Consider the following 17,060-nt stretch of genomic DNA (forward strand, 5'->3'; position numbering starts at 1 on the left):
CGTGCCCGTGCCGTTCGTACCGGCGGGTCCCGTCCGGGCCCTCCCGGTTACAGCAGCGCCCTGAGCCGGTCCGCCAGGAGGTCCCAGCGCCAGCGTTCCTCGACCCACTCACGGCCCCGCTCGCCCATGCGGCGGCGCAGCTCGGGGTCCAGGAGGAGCGCGGCGACGCGCTCCGCGGTCTCCTCCGGGGAGCCGCCGCGGACGACCCAGCCCGTCTCGCCGTCGAGTACCGCGTCCGGCGCCCCTCCCGAGTCGCCGGCGACGACCGGGAGCCCCGTCGCGGACGCCTCCAGGTAGACGATGCCGAGGCCCTCCACGTCCAGCCCGCCGCGCCGGGTGCGGCACGGCATCGCGAAGACGTCGCCGGCGCCGTAGTGCGCGGGCAGCTCCTCCCAGGGGACCGCGCCGGTGAAGCGGACCGACTCCGCCACTCCCGTGGTGCCGGCGAGCTTGCGCAGGTCCGTCTCGTAGGGCCCGCCGCCGACGATCAGCAGCACCGCGTCCGGCACCCGGGCGAGGATCGCGGGCATGGCCCGGATCAGGGTGTCCTGGCCCTTGCGCGGCACGAGCCGGGACACGCAGACGACGACCGGGCGGTCGGTGAGCCCGAGCCGTTCGCGCACCGCCTCGCCGCCCGAGTCCGGATGGAAGGTCTTCTCGTCGACGCCCGGCGGCAGCTGCACCATCCGCCCGGCCGCCCCGGGCGTCAGCGCGGCGGCGATCCGCGAGCGGGTGTACTCGCCGAGGTAGGTGATGGTGTCCGTGCCCTCGCCGATCCGGCGCAGCAGCCGCCGGGACCCGGGCAGCTGGGCCCACCCCGCCTCGTGGCCGTGGGTGGTGGCCACCAGACGCCGCGCCCCGGCCCGGCGCAGCGCCGGGGCCATCAGCCCGAGCGGGGCGGCCGCGCCGAACCACACCGACGTGCAGCCGTGCTCCCGCAGCAGTCCCACGGCGCGCCGGGTGACGCGCGGGGTGGGCAGCAGCATGGTCGTACGGTCGCGGACCACCGGGAAGGGCTGCTCGGCGTCGAACGCGGCCGTCGCCTCGGCTCCCTCGCGGCCGCGCTTCCAGGTGGAGGCGTAGACGACGATATGTTCGGGGTCCAGCCGCAGCGCCATGTTGTGGAGGAACGCCTGGATGCCGCCGGGACGCGGCGGGAAGTCGTTGGTGACGATCAGGGTCTTGTCCATCGCCGCCGACAGTACCAACGGCCGCCGCGCCTCATCGCGGGCGTCCGGGCGTCCGGGCGTCCGGGCGTCCGGCATGATGGCGGCCGGGCCGGCAGGGCGGCGGTGCGGCGCGCAGGGCACGGAACCGATCGAACGGCACGGGGTGGTCATGACAGGCACAGGGCGTTCCGCGACGGCGGGGCCCGCCGGGTCCGGGCTCCTGACGGCCGGGGCCGTCGCGGCCTTCGCGCTCACCAGGACGCTGCTGCTGCTCTGGGTCCTGAAGGTCCTCCCCGTCCGCGGCCCCGACGTGACCAGCGATGTCGCCGTGATCTACCAGGGCTGGTACGAGGTGCTGCGGACCGGCACCTATCCGCTGGACGACGTCACCTGGCAGTACCCGCCCGCGGCCGCCCTGGCGATCCTCTCCCCCGGCCTGGTGCCGTCACTCGACTACGTCCACGCGTTCTTCGCCCTGGCCCTGGTGTGCGACGCGGCGGTCCTGGGGCTGCTGCTGTACACGGGGCGACGGCCCGGGAAGTCGGTGCGGGGCGCCTGGTTCTGGATCGCGGGGCTGCCGCTGCTGGGTCCGACGGCGTACGCCCGGTACGACCTGATGGTGACGGCGGTCGCGGTGGCCGCGCTCCTCGCCGCCGCCCGCCGTCCCGGTGTCGCCGGGGCGCTGGCCGGGTTCGGCGCGATGCTGAAGGTGTGGCCGGTGCTGCTGCTGGCCGGGGTGCGGCAGGGCCGCGCGTGGGCCGCGGCGGCGGTGACGGGAGCCGCCCTGCTGCTGGTCCTCACGGCGTCGATGCCGGGGGCGCTGGCCTTCCTCGGCTTCCAGCGGGACCGGGGCACCGAGGTCGAGTCGCTGGGCGCGCTGGTCTTCCACGTCGCACGGCACTTCGGCTGGGAGGGGCAGGTGCTGCTGAACTACGGCTCGGTCGAGTTCCTCGGCCCGTACGTCCCCCTGGTCAGCGGCGTGGCACTCGGTCTCACCGCGGCCGTCTTCGGCTGGCTGGCCGTGTGGCGGCTGCGGGCGGCGGAGTTCTCCGCCGCCACCCCCGCGGACGCGGCGTTCACGGCCGTGCTGCTGTTCACCACCACGAGCCGGGTGATCAGCCCCCAGTACCTGGTCTGGCTGCTGGGACTGGCCGCGGTCTGCCTGGCCTTCCGGCGGAGCCGGATGGCCGCACCGGGCCTGCTGGTGCTGGCCGCCACCGGGCTCACCTTCCTGGAGTTCCCGATCTGGTTCGACAAGGTGGTCGCGAGCGACCCCCTGGGGGTCGCGGTCCTGGCGGCCCGCAACGGACTCCTGGTGGCTGCCGCGCTGCTGGCGTGCCGCCGCCTGTGGACGGGGACGGTCCCGCCGGGCCGGCGGCGGGGCGGCCGGGCACTCCCGGCCCGGTCCGGCCGCGACCGGGCTTCGGTCGGGCCCTGACCCCTCCGGAAACCCGCGCCGCCGGGGCGTACGTCCCCCCGGGGACCCGGCGGCGGATCAGCGGCCGCCCAGCCGCTCGGCCAGGTACTCCCGCCAGTCCGCGGTGAAGCGTTCCCGGCTCGTGCCCAGGACCTCGGCGAACGCCGCCTCCACCGCCCCGTCGCGCGACTCCGCGGCGCCCACCGCCCGGTAGAACGCGCGCAGCCGGTCCTCGCCCCAGCGCCGGGCGATCAGCTCGCAGGCCAGCAGGCCGCCCTCGTACGCGCGGCCCAGTGCGCGTTCACCGCCGCCGAAGCGGAAGTCGGCGTCGGCGGGGAGCGTGCCGGGGAGGTCTCCGGCGAGGACCGCGCGGCGCAGTTCCGGTGCGGTCTCCCGGACGTCGCGGCCGGTGCCGCGGTAGGCGGCCCAGTCGGCGAACCCCTCGGAGAGCCAGAGCGGGGTGGCGGCCGAGGTGTGCGCGCGGGTCGCCACATGCGCGGTCTCGTGGGTGAGGACGACGCGCCGGCCGTGGTCGCCGAGCTCTCCGTACGCCTCGGGATTGACGGTCACCCGGTCCGCGGGCGCCGGGCCGCCGGGCTTGCCGGGAGTCGCGGCGATGCCCGTGGTGACCGCCGCGACACCCCGGAACTCCGCGGCGGGAGCGCCCAGCAGACGGCCCATGGCGGCCTGCGATCCGGGCACCGTCACCACCACCCGCCCGGCCCAGGCCCCGCCCCACGCGGCCGAGACCGCGGGGACGGCCCGGTCGGCGTCCGCCGCGATCCGCCGGAGCCGGGCCCGGTCCTGCCCCACCCCGAGGACCAGGCTGTGCGTGCCGCGCACCACCTCGATGTCGCCCTGCTGCCACAGTTGCTGCGCGCCGCCGCTGCCGGGGCGGTCGGCGGTGATGTACCAGCGGCCGTCCCGCTCGGCCAGCTCCAGCCGGCGCTCGGCGGTCGCGGGCGAGGCGTCGTACCCGTCGAGGCGGTACCGCAGTTCGGCGTCGGCCGTGGCCCGGTCGCCGGAGCGCCGCACCCCGGTGAGCCGGTACTCCCAGGAGCTCAGCGGAAGCTCGGAGAGGTTCGCGAACTCCGCGCGCCCGGCCGCTCTCAGCGGCCGGGCGGAAGGGTCGAACGCCGAGAGATAGCCGGCCTCGTCGTGGCGGAGCACCGCGGCGGCGCGGGCGTCGAGCATGCGCTGGACCTCGCGGCCGGTCGTGTCACGCCCCGGCGCGCCGGCGCAGCCGCCGGTCAGGAGCGCCCCGGCCAGGATCAGCCCGGCCAGGACGGGTGCCGCCCCGCGCAGCCGTCCCGCCGCCGTCCGCCCGAAGAAGTCCCGACCAGCCACCCTGCCGATGGTAGGCGAGCGGGAGAGCGGGACCGCCCCGGCCGCGGCCGGTCAGGGCCGGGTCACCGAGGCGATCGGCATCATCCCCACCGGGTCGTAGCGCACCGCCGCGCCCGGGTAGGGCGCGTGGACGACCTGGCCGTTGCCGACGTACATGGCGACATGACTGGCGTCGGAGCGGTAGGTGACCAGGTCACCGGGCCTCGCCTGGGACAGCGGAACCTGCTGTCCGGCGTACCGCTGGGCCTGGGAGGTACGGGGCAGCCCCACCCCGGCCCGGGCGTAGGACCACTGGGTGAGGCCGGAGCAGTCGAAGCCGTTCGGCCCGTTGGCACCCCAGACGTACGGCTTGCCGACCGCGCTCTGCGCGGCCGCCACGGCCGCGGCCGCACGGGCCGACGAGGGGCCGGCCGCGCCGGACAGGTCGGGGGCGGCCCGGCCGGAGCGCGACGCCCGGTCGTACGCCGCACGTTCCGCCGCGGGCAGGGACGACAGCAGCCGCTCGGCCGTCGCGAGCTTCGCCTCCACGGTCCGCTTGTGACGGGCCAGGGCGGTCCTGGTGCGTTCCAGCTCCGCCAGTTGCCGGGCGGCCTCGGAACGCTCCTGGCCGAGCCGCCGCTGGGCCCGCCGGAGGTCGGTCAGGACGGCCGCCTCCCGGTCACCGAGCCGGTCCAGCACCGCGGCCCGGTCCAGGTACGTGTCCGGGTCGCCGGAGAGCAGCAGGGCGAGCGCGGGGTCCACCCCGCCGGAGCGGTACTGGGCGCCGGCCACGGAACCGAGCGCGTCCCGCATCCGGTTGACGTCCTCTTGGCCGCGGGCGGCCCGCTCGCGGACCCGGGTCAGCTGCGCACCCAGCTCGTCGGCGTGCTCGGCCGCCTCGTTGTAGCGCTCGGTCGCCACCTCGGCCTGCTCGTACAGCCGGTCGACCATGGCGCGGATGGCGGCGGGGCCGGTGGACGGGTCGGCCCCGGCGGGTGCGGTGCCGAGGGCGGCCGCGGCGGTCGCCACCGTGGCCGAGAGGAGGGTGACCCGGGCACCCCCGTTGAAACCGGAGGCCGAGGATCGGCGATGGGACGCCACAGGAGCCGTACTCCCTTCCGCTGGACGCAGCCTGAGCGGCTGCTGCGCGGCAGACAGTAACGGCGGGGGAACGGGACGGCCAAAAGCCGCATCGGGCACAGACAGTGACGCCCCGCAGGAGACCACAGGTCACCGGCGGGGCGCTCGGTCAGCGGCGCGTACCCGGATTCGCTCGAACGGGCGCCACTCGAGGGGCCGTCAGACCCGGACGCCACGCGAGCGGCCGTCAGGCCCGGGCGCCGAGCCGCGGGGCCGTCAGACCCGGACGCCGAACTGGAAGGTGCCCATGTAGTCCATGGACTCGTAGCGGACGACGGTACCGGGCTTCGGGGCGTGCAGGATCTGGTTGTTGCCCGCGTACAGACCCACGTGCGAAAGGCCGTTGAAGAAGACCAGGTCGCCCGGCTTGAGCTGGCTGCGGCCGATCTTCACGCCGTCGTTCTGCTGGGTGTAGGTGGTCCGGGTGAGGCTCACCCCGGCCTGGCGGTAGGCCCACTGCGTCAGCCCGGAGCAGTCGTAGGAGTTCGGGCCTTCGGCGCCCGAGACGTACGGCTTGCCCAGCTGGGTGGCGGCGGCGTTGAGCGCGGCTGCGCCGCGCTGCGAGGCCGGCACCTCGTTGCCGAGGCTCACCCGCTCACCGGCGTCGCGGCTGGCGCGCTGCTCCTCCTCCTCCATCTTCGCCCGCTCTTCGGCGGTCAGGGTGTTGAGGAGCTTCTGGGCCTCGGAGAGCTTGCCCTGGATCTTGGCCTTCTTCTCGCCCAGCGTCTGGCGGACGTCCTGGAGGTCACCGAGCTTGCGGGTGGCCTCGGCACGCTGCTGGGCGAGGTCCCGCTGCTTCGACTGGATGTCCTCGAGCGCGGTGGCCTGCTTGGCGCCGAGCTGGTCCATCGCCGACGCCTTGTCCAGGTACGTGTCCGGGTCGCCGGAGAGGAAGAGCTGGACGGACGGGTCGATGCCGCCGGAGCGGTACTGGGCGCTGGCCACCGAACCCAGCTTGTCCCGCATGGTGTTGAGCTCGTCCTGCCCGCGGGCGACGCGGTCCTGGATCGCGTCGATCTCCTTCTGAAGCTTGGTCTGCTGCTCCTTGGCCAGGCTGTGGTCCTCGGTGGCCTTCTCCGCCTCGTGGTAGAGGGCGTCGACCTTGGCCTTGACCTCGTCCTTGCTCGGCTTGGCCGGAGCGGCCTGGGCGGCCTGGGAGGTGAGGGCGACGGCCGCGGCGGCGGTCGCCGTGAGCACGGTCACACGGGTGCGGCTCGGCTGCTTGGGACGACGGTGGGACGCCACGAAGGCGAGCTCCTTCTTCCTCGAGCCGCCTGCCGGGCCGCGGGGTGGGTCCCCGGCTCCGCGCACACTCGGGTCCCCCGGCAAAGCAGGGCTGAACTGCGCGAAATCGGCGGTTCCTTCGCTGTCACCCCGGATGGGCGATCAACCGCGCGAAGGTTCGAGGCCTGACCCTAGTGACCTTCCTGTGATCACTTCAAATCCTCATCAGAAAAATCTGGCCCACGAAGCGCATTCTTTACACGCACCACACGGCCTGTAGCGGGGACTTGACGGTCCGTTCCGTGAAATCGGGCATTACGCCCAGGAGTTACGAGTCGCGCTAGACGCGCGAAAGCCGCTTCAGCAACATCGCGGACGCGACCGGCCTCGCACCCGCCTTCGCCACCCCGTCGGCGACTTCCCGGTCCGTCGACACCACCACGACGGGCCGGCCCGGCGGCTCCGCCCGGACCAGTTGGCGGATCAGCTCGTCCGCGGTCACACCGGGCTTGGAGAACAGCACCCGCACCCCGCGCGGGGGCGCCAGCAGCACGGGCGCGGCGAGCTCCGCGCCGTCGAAGACGCAGGTGATCTCGGCGCCGGTCTGCGCCGCCAGCATCGCGAGGCCGCCGAGCAGCCGCAGCCGCTGCTTCTCCAGCGGCATCGTCGGGTATCCGGTCTTCGTGACGTTGTAGCCGTCCACGAGCAGATGCACCTGGGGCAGCGCGAGCAGCTGGTCCAGCATGGCCGGGTCGGTCTCGGACAGCGCGCGCGCCGCGATGTCCTTGGGGGTCATCCGGCCGGGCTGCACCGCGTCGACGGTGTCGGCCGGGTGCAGGGAGGCGGGTGGCAGGGCCAGTTCGCGGCGCAGCCCGGAGGCCGCGTCCAGCACGGTGTCCAGCAGCAGCCGTACCCGCATGTCCTCGATCGACCGGCCCTCGCGGGCGGCCCTGCGGCTCGCCTCGACCGCGGACTCCGCCTCGGCGAGCCTGGCCCTGAGCCGGCGCGCCTCGCTCTCGGCCGCGGTCACCTGGGCGTGCGCCTCGGCTCTCGCCCCCTCGTTCTCGGCGTTGCCGCGGCGCACGGCCGCCTCGGCGCGCTTGATGTCGCTGTGGGCGCTGCGCAGCTTGCGGTGCAGCGCGTCCGACTCCTTGCGGACCGCGTCCAGCTCGGTGCGCAGCCGCTCGGTCTCGGCCTTGTGCTGCGCCTTCAGCCGGTCCAGTTCCTCGCGGAGCCGCTGCAGCTCCCGCCGGCTCTCCTCGTCCGCGCGCTCGGCGTCCGCGCGCTGGGCCTCCTCACCGGCGGCGGCCACCAGCTTGACCCAGCCCGCCGGACGCAGCACGAAGGCCGCCGCCGCCACGTCGACGGGGTCGGCGGCGGCGGGCGGTGTCCCCGACTCCAGGGCGTCCGCCAGCTCGGGCTGGGAATCGCGGAGCCGTTCGGCGATGCGCTGCCGGAAGACGGGGTCGCCCTCCAGGGCCGCGGCCATCGCGTTGCCCGCGTACTTCGCCCGCCGGGACGGGGTGAATCGGGCGTACTGCCGCAACTGGGCCGGGAGTTCGGTGACGGTCAGCCCGCCGAAGGCGTCCGAGACCAGTGCGACGACCCGTCGCCGCACGCCTTCCGGCAGCGGGCGGTCGAGCGCCTCGGCGGCGTCGCCGGCACCGGCCGGCCCGGCGCCGCTCTCGGGCTGCTCCACGATCGGTCACCCCACTGTCTTCCCGCGGGTCCGCTCGGCTCCCTCAGGAGCCGCCGCCCGGCCTGTCCACCAGTTCGATCTGGTCCACGGCGTTGCACCAGCGGCAGCGGACCGACTCGATGGTCTCACTCACCACCTCGCGTTCCTCCACCTTGGGCTCCCCCGCGAGATCCAGATGCACGTACTCGACGGCCCGGGAGGACCGGGTCACGTCGAAACGCGTCAGGTTGCCGCACAGGGTGCAGCGCCATCGTGTGGTGTCCGTCGGCATGGGTACCGTCGTCATCGAGCCGTCCTCGCTTCTCGTGCGTCTTCTCGTGCGTCTCCGCGTGCGTACTGCCCGTAACCCTACGACCTGACGGGTCCGCCGTGACACGGCGAGGCGGCCCGCCCGCTCCGGTCCCGGTGCGCCATGCTCTGGGCATGACCGATCGGTGGACGGCGGTACGGGGCCTGACGACCGGCCCGGTGGTGACCTACGGAGCGATCGGCCTGTGCTGCCTCCTGTTCCTCGTCGGTCCGGTGTCCGGACTCAACGCCTCCTACGGCACCGGAGGCACCCTGCTCACCGCCCAGACCGCCCACTTCGAGCGCTGGGGCGTGATCCCGAGCGAGCTGCTGCAGGGCTCCCCGCGCGCCCTGCTCACCCCGCTGACCGCGCTCTTCGTGCACGGCAGCTGGCTGCACCTGCTCGGCAACATGCTCTTCCTCCACGTCTTCGGCGCCATGGTCGAGGAACGCATGGGCCACCTGGAGTTCGCGCTCTTCTATCTGGGCTGCGGCTATCTGGCACTCCTCGCCTACGCGGCGGCCAACGCGGAGTCCGGCCACACCCTCGTCGGGGCGTCCGGAGCGATCTCGGGCGTGCTGGGCGCCTTTCTCTGCCTCTTCCCGAGGACGCGGGTGACAAGCCTCTATCCCTTCCTGTTCTTCCTGCCGCTGCGCTTCCCCGCCTGGATCGTGCTGGTCTTCTGGTTCGTGCTGCAGTGGCTGGCGGAGGCGCAGAGCTCGTCCTCGGGCCCCGGGGTGGCCTATCTGGCGCATCTGGTGGGCTTCGGGATCGGCTTCCTCTACGCGTGGGGCCGCTTCCGGCAGGCCGCTAGAGTGAAGGCCCAAGCAGCGGCCACCGAGGGAGAAGGACAGCCGTGATCACCGCGATCGTGCTCATCAAGACCAGCGTGGACCGCATCCCCGAGATCGCCGAGTCGATCGCCTCCCTGGACAGCGTCAGCGAGGTCTTCTCGGTCACCGGCACATACGACCTGATCGCGATGGTCCGGGTCGCGAAGCACGACGACCTGGCCGATGTGATCCCGGGCCGGATCAGCAAGATCCCGGGCGTCGAGGCGACCGACACGCATGTCGCGTTCCGTACGTACTCCCAGCACGACCTGGAGGCGGCGTTCGCGATCGGGCTCGACGCGTAGGCCGGAGGCGGCCCGGACGCCGAGGGGGCCGGGCGCCGAACGGACCGGACGCCGAACGGGCCGCGGCGCGGCCCGGCCCACAGCGCCCCCGGCCGGTCGAGCGGCCGGTGGGCCCGGCCCCGTGGACGGCCCACCCGGGCCTCCCGAGCTCCCGGCCACCCGCCGGTGGGCCCGTCAGGCCGGAGGACCGGGCGCCCCCGCGCGCCGCCGCCCCGCGCCGCTCACACGGCGGGCACGCAGCGCCCGTCCTCGGTGCGGTAGCTCCACCGCGCACCGTCGCGCACCAGCTCCTTGACCGCGCGCACGAACCGCTCCACGTGCTCGTCCGGCGTACCGGCACCGAAGCTGACCCGGATCGCGTTCAGCGGCCTCCCGGCGCCTTCCGCCGCGGGCGCCGCCGCCTCACCGCGCTCGCCCGGCACGGCCTCCGGGGCACCGCACTCGCCGGGCTGCCCCGGGTCGCCGCCCAGCAGCGTCCGCACCAGCGGGTGGGCGCAGAAGAGCCCGTCGCGCACCCCGATGCCGTACTCGGCCGACAGCGCGGCGGCGAGGTGCGAGCTGTTCCAGCCGTCCACGACGAAGGAGACGACGCCGACCCGGCCGGCGGTCCCCGCGGCGGCACGCGCGCGAGTGTCGCCTTCCGAGCGCGCGGGGGTGTCGCCGCCGAACAGCGACAGCACCCTGACCCCGGGCACCTCGGCGAGCCCGGTGAGGACCTTCTCGACGAGGTGCCGCTCACGGTCGACGAGGGCGTCGAACCCGGCCTCCGTCAGCGCCCTGCAGGCGGAGGCGATCGCGTAGACGCCGATGACGTTCGGCGAGCCGGCCTCGTGGCGGGCGGCGCTGGTGTGCCACTCGACGTCCACACCGCCGTCGGCGCGGCGTGCGACCGTCCGCGAGGCACCGCCGCCCGCGAGGTACGGCTCGGCGTCCCGCAGCCAGTCCGTCCGCCCGGCGAGCACCCCCGACCCGAACGGCGCGTACAGCTTGTGCCCGGAGAAGGCGACCCAGTCGACATCCAGGTCCCGGACGGAGACGGGGTGGTGCGGGACGAGCTGGGCGGCATCCAGCACGATCCGCGCACCGTGGGCGTGGGACGCGGCCGCCAGCTCCCGTACCGGCCACAGCTCGCCGGTCACGTTGGACGCGCCGGTCACACAGACCAGGGCGGGGACGCTGAGGTCCCGGCCGGCGAGCGCCGACTCCAGCGTCCGGACCGCCTGCTGCGGGGTGCGCGGGGCGTCCAGGTACGTCACGCGCGCGTTCGTCCAGGGCAGCAGGGAGGCGTGGTGCTCGGTCTCGAAGACGAAGACCTCGCAGCCGTCGGGGAGCGCGCCGGCCAGCAGGTTCAGCGAGTCGGTCGTCGACCGGGTGAACACGACCTGGTCGTCCTCGCGGCAGTCCAGGAACGCGTGGACGGTGGCCCTGCTGCTCTCGAACAGGTCGGTGGACAGCTGCGAGAGGTACCCGGCACCGCGGTGGACGCTGCCGTAGTACGGGGCGTACGCGGCGACGTCGTCCCACACCCGCTGCAGGGCCGGGGCGCTGGCCGCGTAGTCGAGTGCGGCGTAGGTGACTTCACCGCCGGTCACGAGCGGGACGGTGACGTCCCGGCCGAGGACCGGCAGCGGGGCGCCGCGGCGCGGCACCTCGGCGGCGGCGGTCGGCGCCGCCGACGACGTGCCGGAGGCAGGGGCAGGGGCCGAGGTGAACGTGGCGGTGGCGGTGGCGGTGGCGGCGATCTCGGTGGTGTGGAGGCGCACGGACATGGCGGTGTCTCCCGGCGAGTAGGGGCGAGCTGGCGTGGGGAACCCGCACGGCGCGACGGCGGCACGGGGCGGCCGCTCCGCGTACGGGTGTTGCCTCGACGCACGCCCGGGCGGCGTGCGGAGGGGGAAGGGCCGACGGCCCGGGGCCGTGTCCGCGGCGTCCCGCCCGCCCTACGGGCCGGCGGCGCTCACGGACGTGGCCTAACGCATTCGCTTGCTCACGAGACAGCTCCCTCGAGGACCAGGACCCCAGGGATGCGACATTCACCGATGTCCGCGGGGTCCGCGCTTGCCGCAGACCTCGCTGCCTGCGGCCTGGTCTTCACCCGGGGCACCCCGCCACGGACGGAGGGTTGCCGGACAGCGGGCCGGGGCCGTAGTCGCTGTCACTCATGACCTTGGGAAGCATCCTGCCACAGGTGCCGCGGCGCGCAAGGCGCGGTCCGCCATCCGGACCGCGCCCCGCCGCACGTCACGCGTGGCTCGCCGCCACCCACCGGTCCAGCGCACGCCTGGCCGCGCCCGAGTCGATGGACTCCGCGGCCCGCGCCATGCCGGCCCGCAACTGCTCGACGAGATCGCCCTCGCCGTTCCCGAGCGCGGCCAGCGCCGCCGCCGAGTTCAGCAGGACCGCGTCCCGTACCGGCCCGCCCTCCCCGGCGAGCAGCCGGCGGGCGACATCGGCGTTGTACGAGGCGTCCGCGCCGCGCAGCGCCTCGACCGGGACCAGTTCGACGCCCACGTCCCGGGGGTCGAAGGACTCCTCGCGCACGGCGCCGTCCCGGACGACCCACACCCGCGAGGTCGCCGTCGTGGTGAGCTCGTCCAGGCCGTCGTCGCCGCGGAAGACCAGCGCGCTGGAGCCGCGCGCGGCGAGCACACCGGCCATGATCGGGGCCATCCGGGCGTCCGCGACACCCGTGGCCTGGGCCCTCACCCGGGCCGGGTTGGTCAGCGGCCCGAGGAAGTTGAACGTGGTGCGGATGCCGAGCTCCTTGCGGGCCGCCGCGACGTGCCGCAGCGCCGGGTGGAACTTCACCGCGAAGCAGAAGGTGATCCCCGCCTCGCCGGCGACCGCCGCGACCCGCTCCGGCGTCAGCTCCAGATTGACGCCGAGCTTCTCCAGGACGTCCGACGCCCCGCTCGCGCTCGACGCGGCCCGGTTGCCGTGCTTGACCACCTTCGCGCCGGTGCCGGCCACGACGATCGCGGACATGGTGGAGATGTTCACGGTCCTGGCGCCGTCGCCGCCCGTGCCCACGATGTCGACGGTCTCCCCGGGCACCTCGATCGTCCGGGCGTGCTCGTACATCGTCCGCACGAGCCCGGAGATCTCCTCGACGGTCTCGCCCTTGGCGCGCAGCGCCACCGCGAACCCGGCGATCTGCGCGTCGGTCGCCTCGCCGCGCAGGATCCGGTCCATGGCCCAGGCGGTCGCCTCCGCGCTCTGGTCGCGCCCGTACAGCAGGGAGTCCAGAACCACGGGCCAGGAGAGGCCCGCCGCGGTGGATCGCGCTTCGCCGGGGGCACCCCCGTCTGCGGGGGTCACAGCGCTCATGGTCCCTCCTGGGTCCGGTGCGGATGGGAATGCCTCCCACCCTATCGGCCGGCGGGACGGCGAAGAGCCCCGTCCAGGGGATGGACGGGGCTCTTCGTACGGCGGTCGCCGGGGCTGCCCCGGCGGTGGCGGTCGCCGCGATCAGCGCGGGGGATCAGTGGTGGCCGTGGCCGCTCGTGATCTCCTTGTACTCCTCGACGGTCGGCTTCGCGACCTGGTTGTCCTTGCCGTAGTACGCCTTGCTGAGACGTGCCCGGAGCCGCTCGGTGCGCGACACCTTCCGCTCCACACCGTTCTCGTCGACCGTCGGGCCGACCTCGGCCGGGGTGTACTGGTAGTGCGAGGTGAGCGTGTGCAGGGCCTCCTGCGTCAGCGGCTCGTGGACCTCGACGAACTCACCGTGCGGCAGGCGCTTGATGATGCCGGACTCGCGTCCGTGCAGCACCTTGTCCTTGTCGCGCCGCTGCAGACCCATGCAGATCCGCTTGGTGATGATGAAGGCCAGGACCGGTCCGGCGAAGAAGAAGATCCGGACGAACCAGGTGATGGCGTTGATGGACAGGTTGAAGTGGGTCGCCCAGAGGTCGTTTCCGCCACCGACCAGCAGGACGAAGTACCACGTCAGCCAGGCCACACCGAAGGCGGTGCGGGTCGGGGCGTTGCGCGGGCGGTCCAGGATGTGGTGCTCGCGCTTGTCCCCGGTGACCCAGGACTCGATGAACGGGTAGACCGCGATCGACGCCAGCACCAGCGGGAAGATCACCAGCGGGATGAAGACGCCCAGGACCAGGGTGTGGCCCCACAGGTTGATCTCCCAGCCCGGCATGACGCGGATCAGGCCCTCGGAGAAGCCCATGTACCAGTCGGGCTGCGCGTTGGTCGACACCTGGTCCGGCCGGTAGGGGCCGAGCGCCCAGATCGGGTTGATCGTGGCGATCGCCGAGATGACCGTGATGATGCCGAAGACCAGGAAGAAGAAGCCGCCCGCCTTGGCCATGTAGATCGGCAGCAGCGGCATGCCGACGACGTTCTTGTTGGTCCGGCCGGGACCCGCGAACTGCGTGTGCTTGTGGTAGAAGACCAGGATCAGGTGCGCCACGAGCAGACCGAGCATGATGCCCGGCAGCAGCAGGATGTGGATCGAGTAGAACCGGGCCACGATGTCGCCGCCGGGGAACTCCCCGCCGAACAGGAACATCGACAGGTACGTGCCGACGACCGGGACGGACAGGATCGCACCCTGCATGAAGCGGACACCGGTGCCGGAGAGCAGGTCGTCCGGGAGCGAGTAGCCGGTGAAGCCGGTGAACATGCCCAGGACGAACAGCAGGAAGCCGAACAGCCAGTTGATCTCGCGCGGCTTGCGGAACGCGCCCGTGAAGAAGACGCGCATCATGTGGACCATCATGGCCGCGAGGAAGATCAGCGCCGCCCAGTGGTGGATCTGCCGGATCAGCAGACCGCCGCGGACGTCGAAGCTGATGTCCAGGGTCGAGGCGTACGCCTCCGACATCAGCACGCCCTGCATCGGGACGTAACTGCCGTGGTACTCCACCTCGTTCATCGACGGGTGGAAGAACAGCGTCAGGTACACACCCGTGAGGATGATGATGATGAAGCTGTAGAGCGCGACCTCGCCCAGCATGAAGGACCAGTGGTCCGGGAAGATCTTGCGCATGTTGGCCTTGGCGAGGGAGTAGATCCCCAGCCGGCCGTCGGCCCAGTCGGCGACGCGCTCGCCGGCCGGAGCCTTCCGCTTGTCGTTCGCAGTGCTCATCCGCGCTCCCAGAAGGCAGGACCGACGGGCTCGTCGAAGTCGCTGAGCGCTTCGAGGAATCCTTCGTCATTCACACCGATCCGCAGCTGCGGAAGGGGATGGCCGGCCGGGCCGAAGATGACGCGGGCGCCGTCGGAGAGGTCGAAGGTGGACTGGTGGCACGGGCAGAGCACGTGGTGCGTCTGCTGCTCGTACAGGGAGATCGGACAGCCCACGTGGGTGCAGATCTTCGAGAAGGCGACGATGCCCTCGTGGGACCACTCGAGCTCGCGCTTGTCCTTGATGTCCTCCGGCTGGATCCGGACGATCATCAGGGCGGCCTTGGCGATCTCGGTCTGGAAGCTGTGGTCGTGCTCGCTGAGGCCCTCGGGCATGGCGAAGGTCAGCGAGCCCACGGAGACGTCCTCGGGGCGCAGCGGCTCGTTGGTGTTCATGTTGATGAGCTGCTTGCCCTTGGCCCACAGGGTGTGGCGGAGCTTGTCCTCCGGCAGCGGGCCGAGGTCGCGCAGCAGCACCACGCCGGACAGCGGCACCATGGCGAGGGCACCGAAGAGGGTGTTGCGGATCAGCTTGCGCCGGCCGAAGCCGGACTCCTCCGCACCCGCGGCGAAGTCGGCCATGACCTTGGCCTTGACCTCGGGCGGGGCCTCGATCGGGTGGCGCTCGTCCACCCGCTCCTCGTCGGACATCAGGGTGCGGGCCCAGTGGACCGCGCCCGCGCCGATGCAGAACAGGGCCAGGCCGAGGGTGATGCCCAGCGCGAAGTTCAGCGCGCTGACGTGACCGAACGGCCAGATGTAGACGATCTTGTCGACCGGGAAGATGACGTACGACGCGATGAACGCGACCGTCGACAGCATCGACACGGTGAACAGCAGGGCGACCGTACGCTCGGACCGCCGGGCGGCCCGCTCGTCGATGTCCTGGACCCGCGGCCGGTGGGCCGGGAGGCCCGGGTCGGCGAAGGGGTCCTTCACCGCGACGGCGCCGTGTGCGTGGTCCTGCTCGGAGGACGGGGTCTCTTCGGGAATGTCTTGGCTACTCATGACTTCTTGGCCTTAGCGGTGTGGGCCGCGACCCAGATGGCGGTGGCGATCAGCGCACCCATTCCGAACACCCAGGCGAACAGTCCCTCGCTGACGGGGCCGAGCCCACCGAGGCTCAGTCCGCCCGGGGTCTCCGTCTCGCCGCTGTTGACGGTCTGGACGTAGGCGATGATGTCGCGCTTCTCCTGCTCCGGCATCGTCGTGTCGGGGAAGGACGGCATGTTCTGCGGGCCGGTCTGCATGGCCTCGTACAGGTGCTTCGCGCTCACTCCCCTGAGGTTGGGGGCGTACTTGCCGTCCGTCAGCGCTCCGCCCTCACCCGTGAAGTTGTGGCACTGGGCGCAGTTGGTGCGGAAGAGCACGCCGCCGTTGGCGATGTCGGCACCCTCGGGGCTGTACTGCTTCTCGGTCGGCGTGACCGGGCCCGGGCCCAGGGAGGCGACGTACGCCGCGAGCTGGTCGATCTCGGCCTGGCTGTAGATCACCGGCTTCTTCGGCACCTGGGCGCCCGGCTGCTGGGCGGGCATCCGGCCGGTGCCGACCTGGAAGTCCACGGCGGCGGAACCGACGCCGACCAGGGACGGGCCGTCGGACGTACCCTGACCGCCGGTTCCGTGGCAGCTGGCGCAGCCGACGGTGTAGAGCTTCTTGCCCTCCTCGATGGCGAGGGACTGGGCGGCTTCATCGGCCTGCGCCTTGTCCGCGGGTGCGAACGCGGCGTACAGCCCCCCGGTGGCCGCCAGCGCGAGGAGTAGGACGACGACCGCCGCCAGCGGATGGCGTCGTCGTGCGGAGAGCTTTTTCACGGATTACCCCGGTGTCAGGATCTTCTGCGTCGGTGCTTCGGGAAGGTGTGCGGGTACGGGCCCGGCTACTTGATCATGTAGATCGTGGCGAAGAGGCCGATCCACACGACATCGACGAAGTGCCAGTAGTAGGACACGACGATGGCGGCGGTCGCCTGCTCGTGGGTGAACCTCCGGGCCGCGTACGTCCTGCCGAGAACGAGCAGGAAGGCGATGAGACCGCCCGTCACGTGCAGCCCGTGGAAGCCGGTGGTCAGGTAGAAGACCGAGCCGTACGGGTCCGACGAGAGCGAGAGACCCTGGTGCTTGACCAGCTCGGTGTACTCGAACACCTGGCCGCCGATGAAGATCGCACCCATCACGAACGTGATCACGAACCACGTGCGGAGCTTCTTCACGTCACCGCGCTCGGCGGCGAAGACGCCGAGCTGGCAGGTGAGGGAGGAGAGCACCAGGATCGTGGTGTTGGTGGCCGAGAAGGGGAAGTTCAGGGCCGAGGCCTGCTCCGCCCAGTAGTCGGCACCCATCACTGATCGCAGGGTGAAGTACATCGCGAAGAGGGCCGCGAAGAACATCAGCTCGGAACTCAACCAGATGATGGTTCCGACGCTGGTGAGGTTCGGCCGATTGACCGACGGGTGCGCGTGCCCGGTTTCTACTGTCGTTGCTGTCGCCACGACCGACATTATGTCGGTCGCTTAT

At 72.6% G+C, this 17,060-nt stretch carries 15 protein-coding genes and 1 riboswitch; of the genes, 3 read left to right on the plus strand and 12 right to left on the minus strand.

Features of this window, described 5'->3' with window-relative positions:
* Nucleotides 1-47: 47 nt before the first annotated feature.
* Complete coding sequence (locus DDW44_RS03985) at nt 48-1,190, minus strand: glycosyltransferase family 4 protein (RefSeq protein ID WP_108908718.1); 1,143 nt, start codon at nt 1,188-1,190, stop codon at nt 48-50.
* A 148-nt stretch (nt 1,191-1,338) separates the two neighbouring features.
* On the opposite strand from DDW44_RS03985, the gene DDW44_RS03990 reads away from it, so the two are divergent.
* Nucleotides 1,339-2,607 carry a glycosyltransferase 87 family protein gene (locus DDW44_RS03990; protein ID WP_425275619.1) on the plus strand — a complete coding sequence of 423 codons (1,269 nt, stop codon included), beginning with the start codon at nt 1,339-1,341 and terminating at the stop codon, nt 2,605-2,607.
* 57 nt (nt 2,608-2,664) lie between these two features.
* Here DDW44_RS03990 and DDW44_RS03995 read toward each other — a convergent pair whose 3' ends face one another.
* The 5 genes from DDW44_RS03995 to DDW44_RS04015 form a co-directional block, all read right to left on the minus strand.
* Complete coding sequence (locus DDW44_RS03995) at nt 2,665-3,933, minus strand: hypothetical protein (RefSeq protein WP_208647932.1); 1,269 nt, start codon at nt 3,931-3,933, stop codon at nt 2,665-2,667.
* 51 nt (nt 3,934-3,984) lie between these two features.
* A complete protein-coding gene (locus DDW44_RS04000) occupies nt 3,985-5,013 on the minus strand; it encodes a C40 family peptidase (protein WP_108905545.1) in 1,029 nt (342 codons plus the stop codon).
* Between the two features lie 255 nt (nt 5,014-5,268).
* Nucleotides 5,269-6,297: a C40 family peptidase gene (locus tag DDW44_RS04005; protein ID WP_018890405.1), complete on the minus strand. Its 1,029-nt coding sequence runs from the start codon at nt 6,295-6,297 to the stop codon at nt 5,269-5,271.
* 319 nt (nt 6,298-6,616) lie between these two features.
* Nucleotides 6,617-7,975 carry an NYN domain-containing protein gene (locus DDW44_RS04010; protein ID WP_108905546.1) on the minus strand — a complete coding sequence of 453 codons (1,359 nt, stop codon included), beginning with the start codon at nt 7,973-7,975 and terminating at the stop codon, nt 6,617-6,619.
* Between the two features lie 43 nt (nt 7,976-8,018).
* The gene (locus DDW44_RS04015) at nt 8,019-8,261 is read right to left on the minus strand and encodes a hypothetical protein (RefSeq protein WP_017949875.1); all 243 of its coding nucleotides are present in this window, start codon (nt 8,259-8,261) and stop codon (nt 8,019-8,021) included.
* A 137-nt stretch (nt 8,262-8,398) separates the two neighbouring features.
* Here DDW44_RS04015 and DDW44_RS04020 point away from each other — a divergent pair, with 137 nt between their 5' ends.
* Together DDW44_RS04020 and DDW44_RS04025 are read left to right on the plus strand one after the other, a co-directional pair.
* A complete protein-coding gene (locus DDW44_RS04020; RefSeq protein WP_017949876.1) occupies nt 8,399-9,124 on the plus strand; it encodes a rhomboid family intramembrane serine protease in 726 nt (241 codons plus the stop codon).
* A complete protein-coding gene (locus tag DDW44_RS04025) occupies nt 9,121-9,402 on the plus strand; it encodes an Lrp/AsnC family transcriptional regulator (RefSeq protein WP_017949877.1) in 282 nt (93 codons plus the stop codon). The genes DDW44_RS04020 and DDW44_RS04025 overlap by 4 nt, the downstream gene beginning before the upstream one ends.
* 221 nt (nt 9,403-9,623) lie before the next feature.
* On the opposite strand, the gene DDW44_RS04030 is transcribed toward DDW44_RS04025, so the two are convergent.
* From DDW44_RS04030 to ctaE, 6 genes are all read right to left on the minus strand, one after another.
* Entirely contained in the window at nt 9,624-11,171 is a 1,548-nt protein-coding gene (locus DDW44_RS04030) for an aminotransferase class V-fold PLP-dependent enzyme (protein WP_244223958.1), read from the minus strand.
* Between the two features lie 280 nt (nt 11,172-11,451).
* Nucleotides 11,452-11,569, minus strand: a riboswitch (SAM riboswitch).
* 74 nt (nt 11,570-11,643) lie between these two features.
* Nucleotides 11,644-12,729, minus strand: coding sequence for an anthranilate phosphoribosyltransferase (gene trpD, locus DDW44_RS04035; RefSeq protein ID WP_017949879.1), 1,086 nt, complete (start codon nt 12,727-12,729; stop codon nt 11,644-11,646).
* Nucleotides 12,730-12,883: 154 nt separating this feature from the next.
* Entirely contained in the window at nt 12,884-14,506 is a 1,623-nt protein-coding gene (gene qcrB / locus DDW44_RS04040) for a cytochrome bc1 complex cytochrome b subunit (RefSeq protein WP_108905547.1), read from the minus strand.
* Complete coding sequence (qcrA, locus tag DDW44_RS04045; RefSeq protein WP_026165579.1) at nt 14,503-15,552, minus strand: cytochrome bc1 complex Rieske iron-sulfur subunit; 1,050 nt, start codon at nt 15,550-15,552, stop codon at nt 14,503-14,505. The genes qcrB and qcrA overlap by 4 nt, the downstream gene beginning before the upstream one ends.
* Entirely contained in the window at nt 15,549-16,358 is an 810-nt protein-coding gene (qcrC, locus tag DDW44_RS04050) for a cytochrome bc1 complex diheme cytochrome c subunit (RefSeq protein WP_027731502.1), read from the minus strand. The genes qcrA and qcrC overlap by 4 nt, the downstream gene beginning before the upstream one ends.
* A gap of 65 nt (nt 16,359-16,423) precedes the next feature.
* Nucleotides 16,424-17,044 carry an aa3-type cytochrome oxidase subunit III gene (gene ctaE, locus DDW44_RS04055; protein WP_026281747.1) on the minus strand — a complete coding sequence of 207 codons (621 nt, stop codon included), beginning with the start codon at nt 17,042-17,044 and terminating at the stop codon, nt 16,424-16,426.
* Between the last annotated feature and the right edge of the window lie 16 nt (nt 17,045-17,060).

The sequence above is a fragment of the Streptomyces tirandamycinicus genome, assembly GCF_003097515.1.
GTDB lineage: Bacteria > Actinomycetota > Actinomycetes > Streptomycetales > Streptomycetaceae > Streptomyces > Streptomyces tirandamycinicus.

What these genes read in the sequence shown, in the direction of transcription:
- DDW44_RS03985 (WP_108908718.1), bottom strand. Translation starts at nt 1,190, where the DNA reads ATGGACAAGACCCTGATCGTCACCAACGACTTCCCGCCGCGTCCCGGC.
- DDW44_RS03990 (WP_425275619.1), top strand. Translation starts at nt 1,339, where the DNA reads ATGACAGGCACAGGGCGTTCCGCGACGGCGGGGCCCGCCGGGTCCGGG.
- DDW44_RS04015 (WP_017949875.1), bottom strand. Translation starts at nt 8,261, where the DNA reads ATGACGACGGTACCCATGCCGACGGACACCACACGATGGCGCTGCACC.
- DDW44_RS04020 (WP_017949876.1), top strand. Translation starts at nt 8,399, where the DNA reads ATGACCGATCGGTGGACGGCGGTACGGGGCCTGACGACCGGCCCGGTG.
- DDW44_RS04030 (WP_244223958.1), bottom strand. Translation starts at nt 11,171, where the DNA reads ATGTCCGTGCGCCTCCACACCACCGAGATCGCCGCCACCGCCACCGCC.
- trpD (WP_017949879.1), bottom strand. Translation starts at nt 12,729, where the DNA reads ATGAGCGCTGTGACCCCCGCAGACGGGGGTGCCCCCGGCGAAGCGCGA.
- qcrB (WP_108905547.1), bottom strand. Translation starts at nt 14,506, where the DNA reads ATGAGCACTGCGAACGACAAGCGGAAGGCTCCGGCCGGCGAGCGCGTC.
- qcrA (WP_026165579.1), bottom strand. Translation starts at nt 15,552, where the DNA reads ATGAGTAGCCAAGACATTCCCGAAGAGACCCCGTCCTCCGAGCAGGAC.
- ctaE (WP_026281747.1), bottom strand. Translation starts at nt 17,044, where the DNA reads ATGTCGGTCGTGGCGACAGCAACGACAGTAGAAACCGGGCACGCGCAC.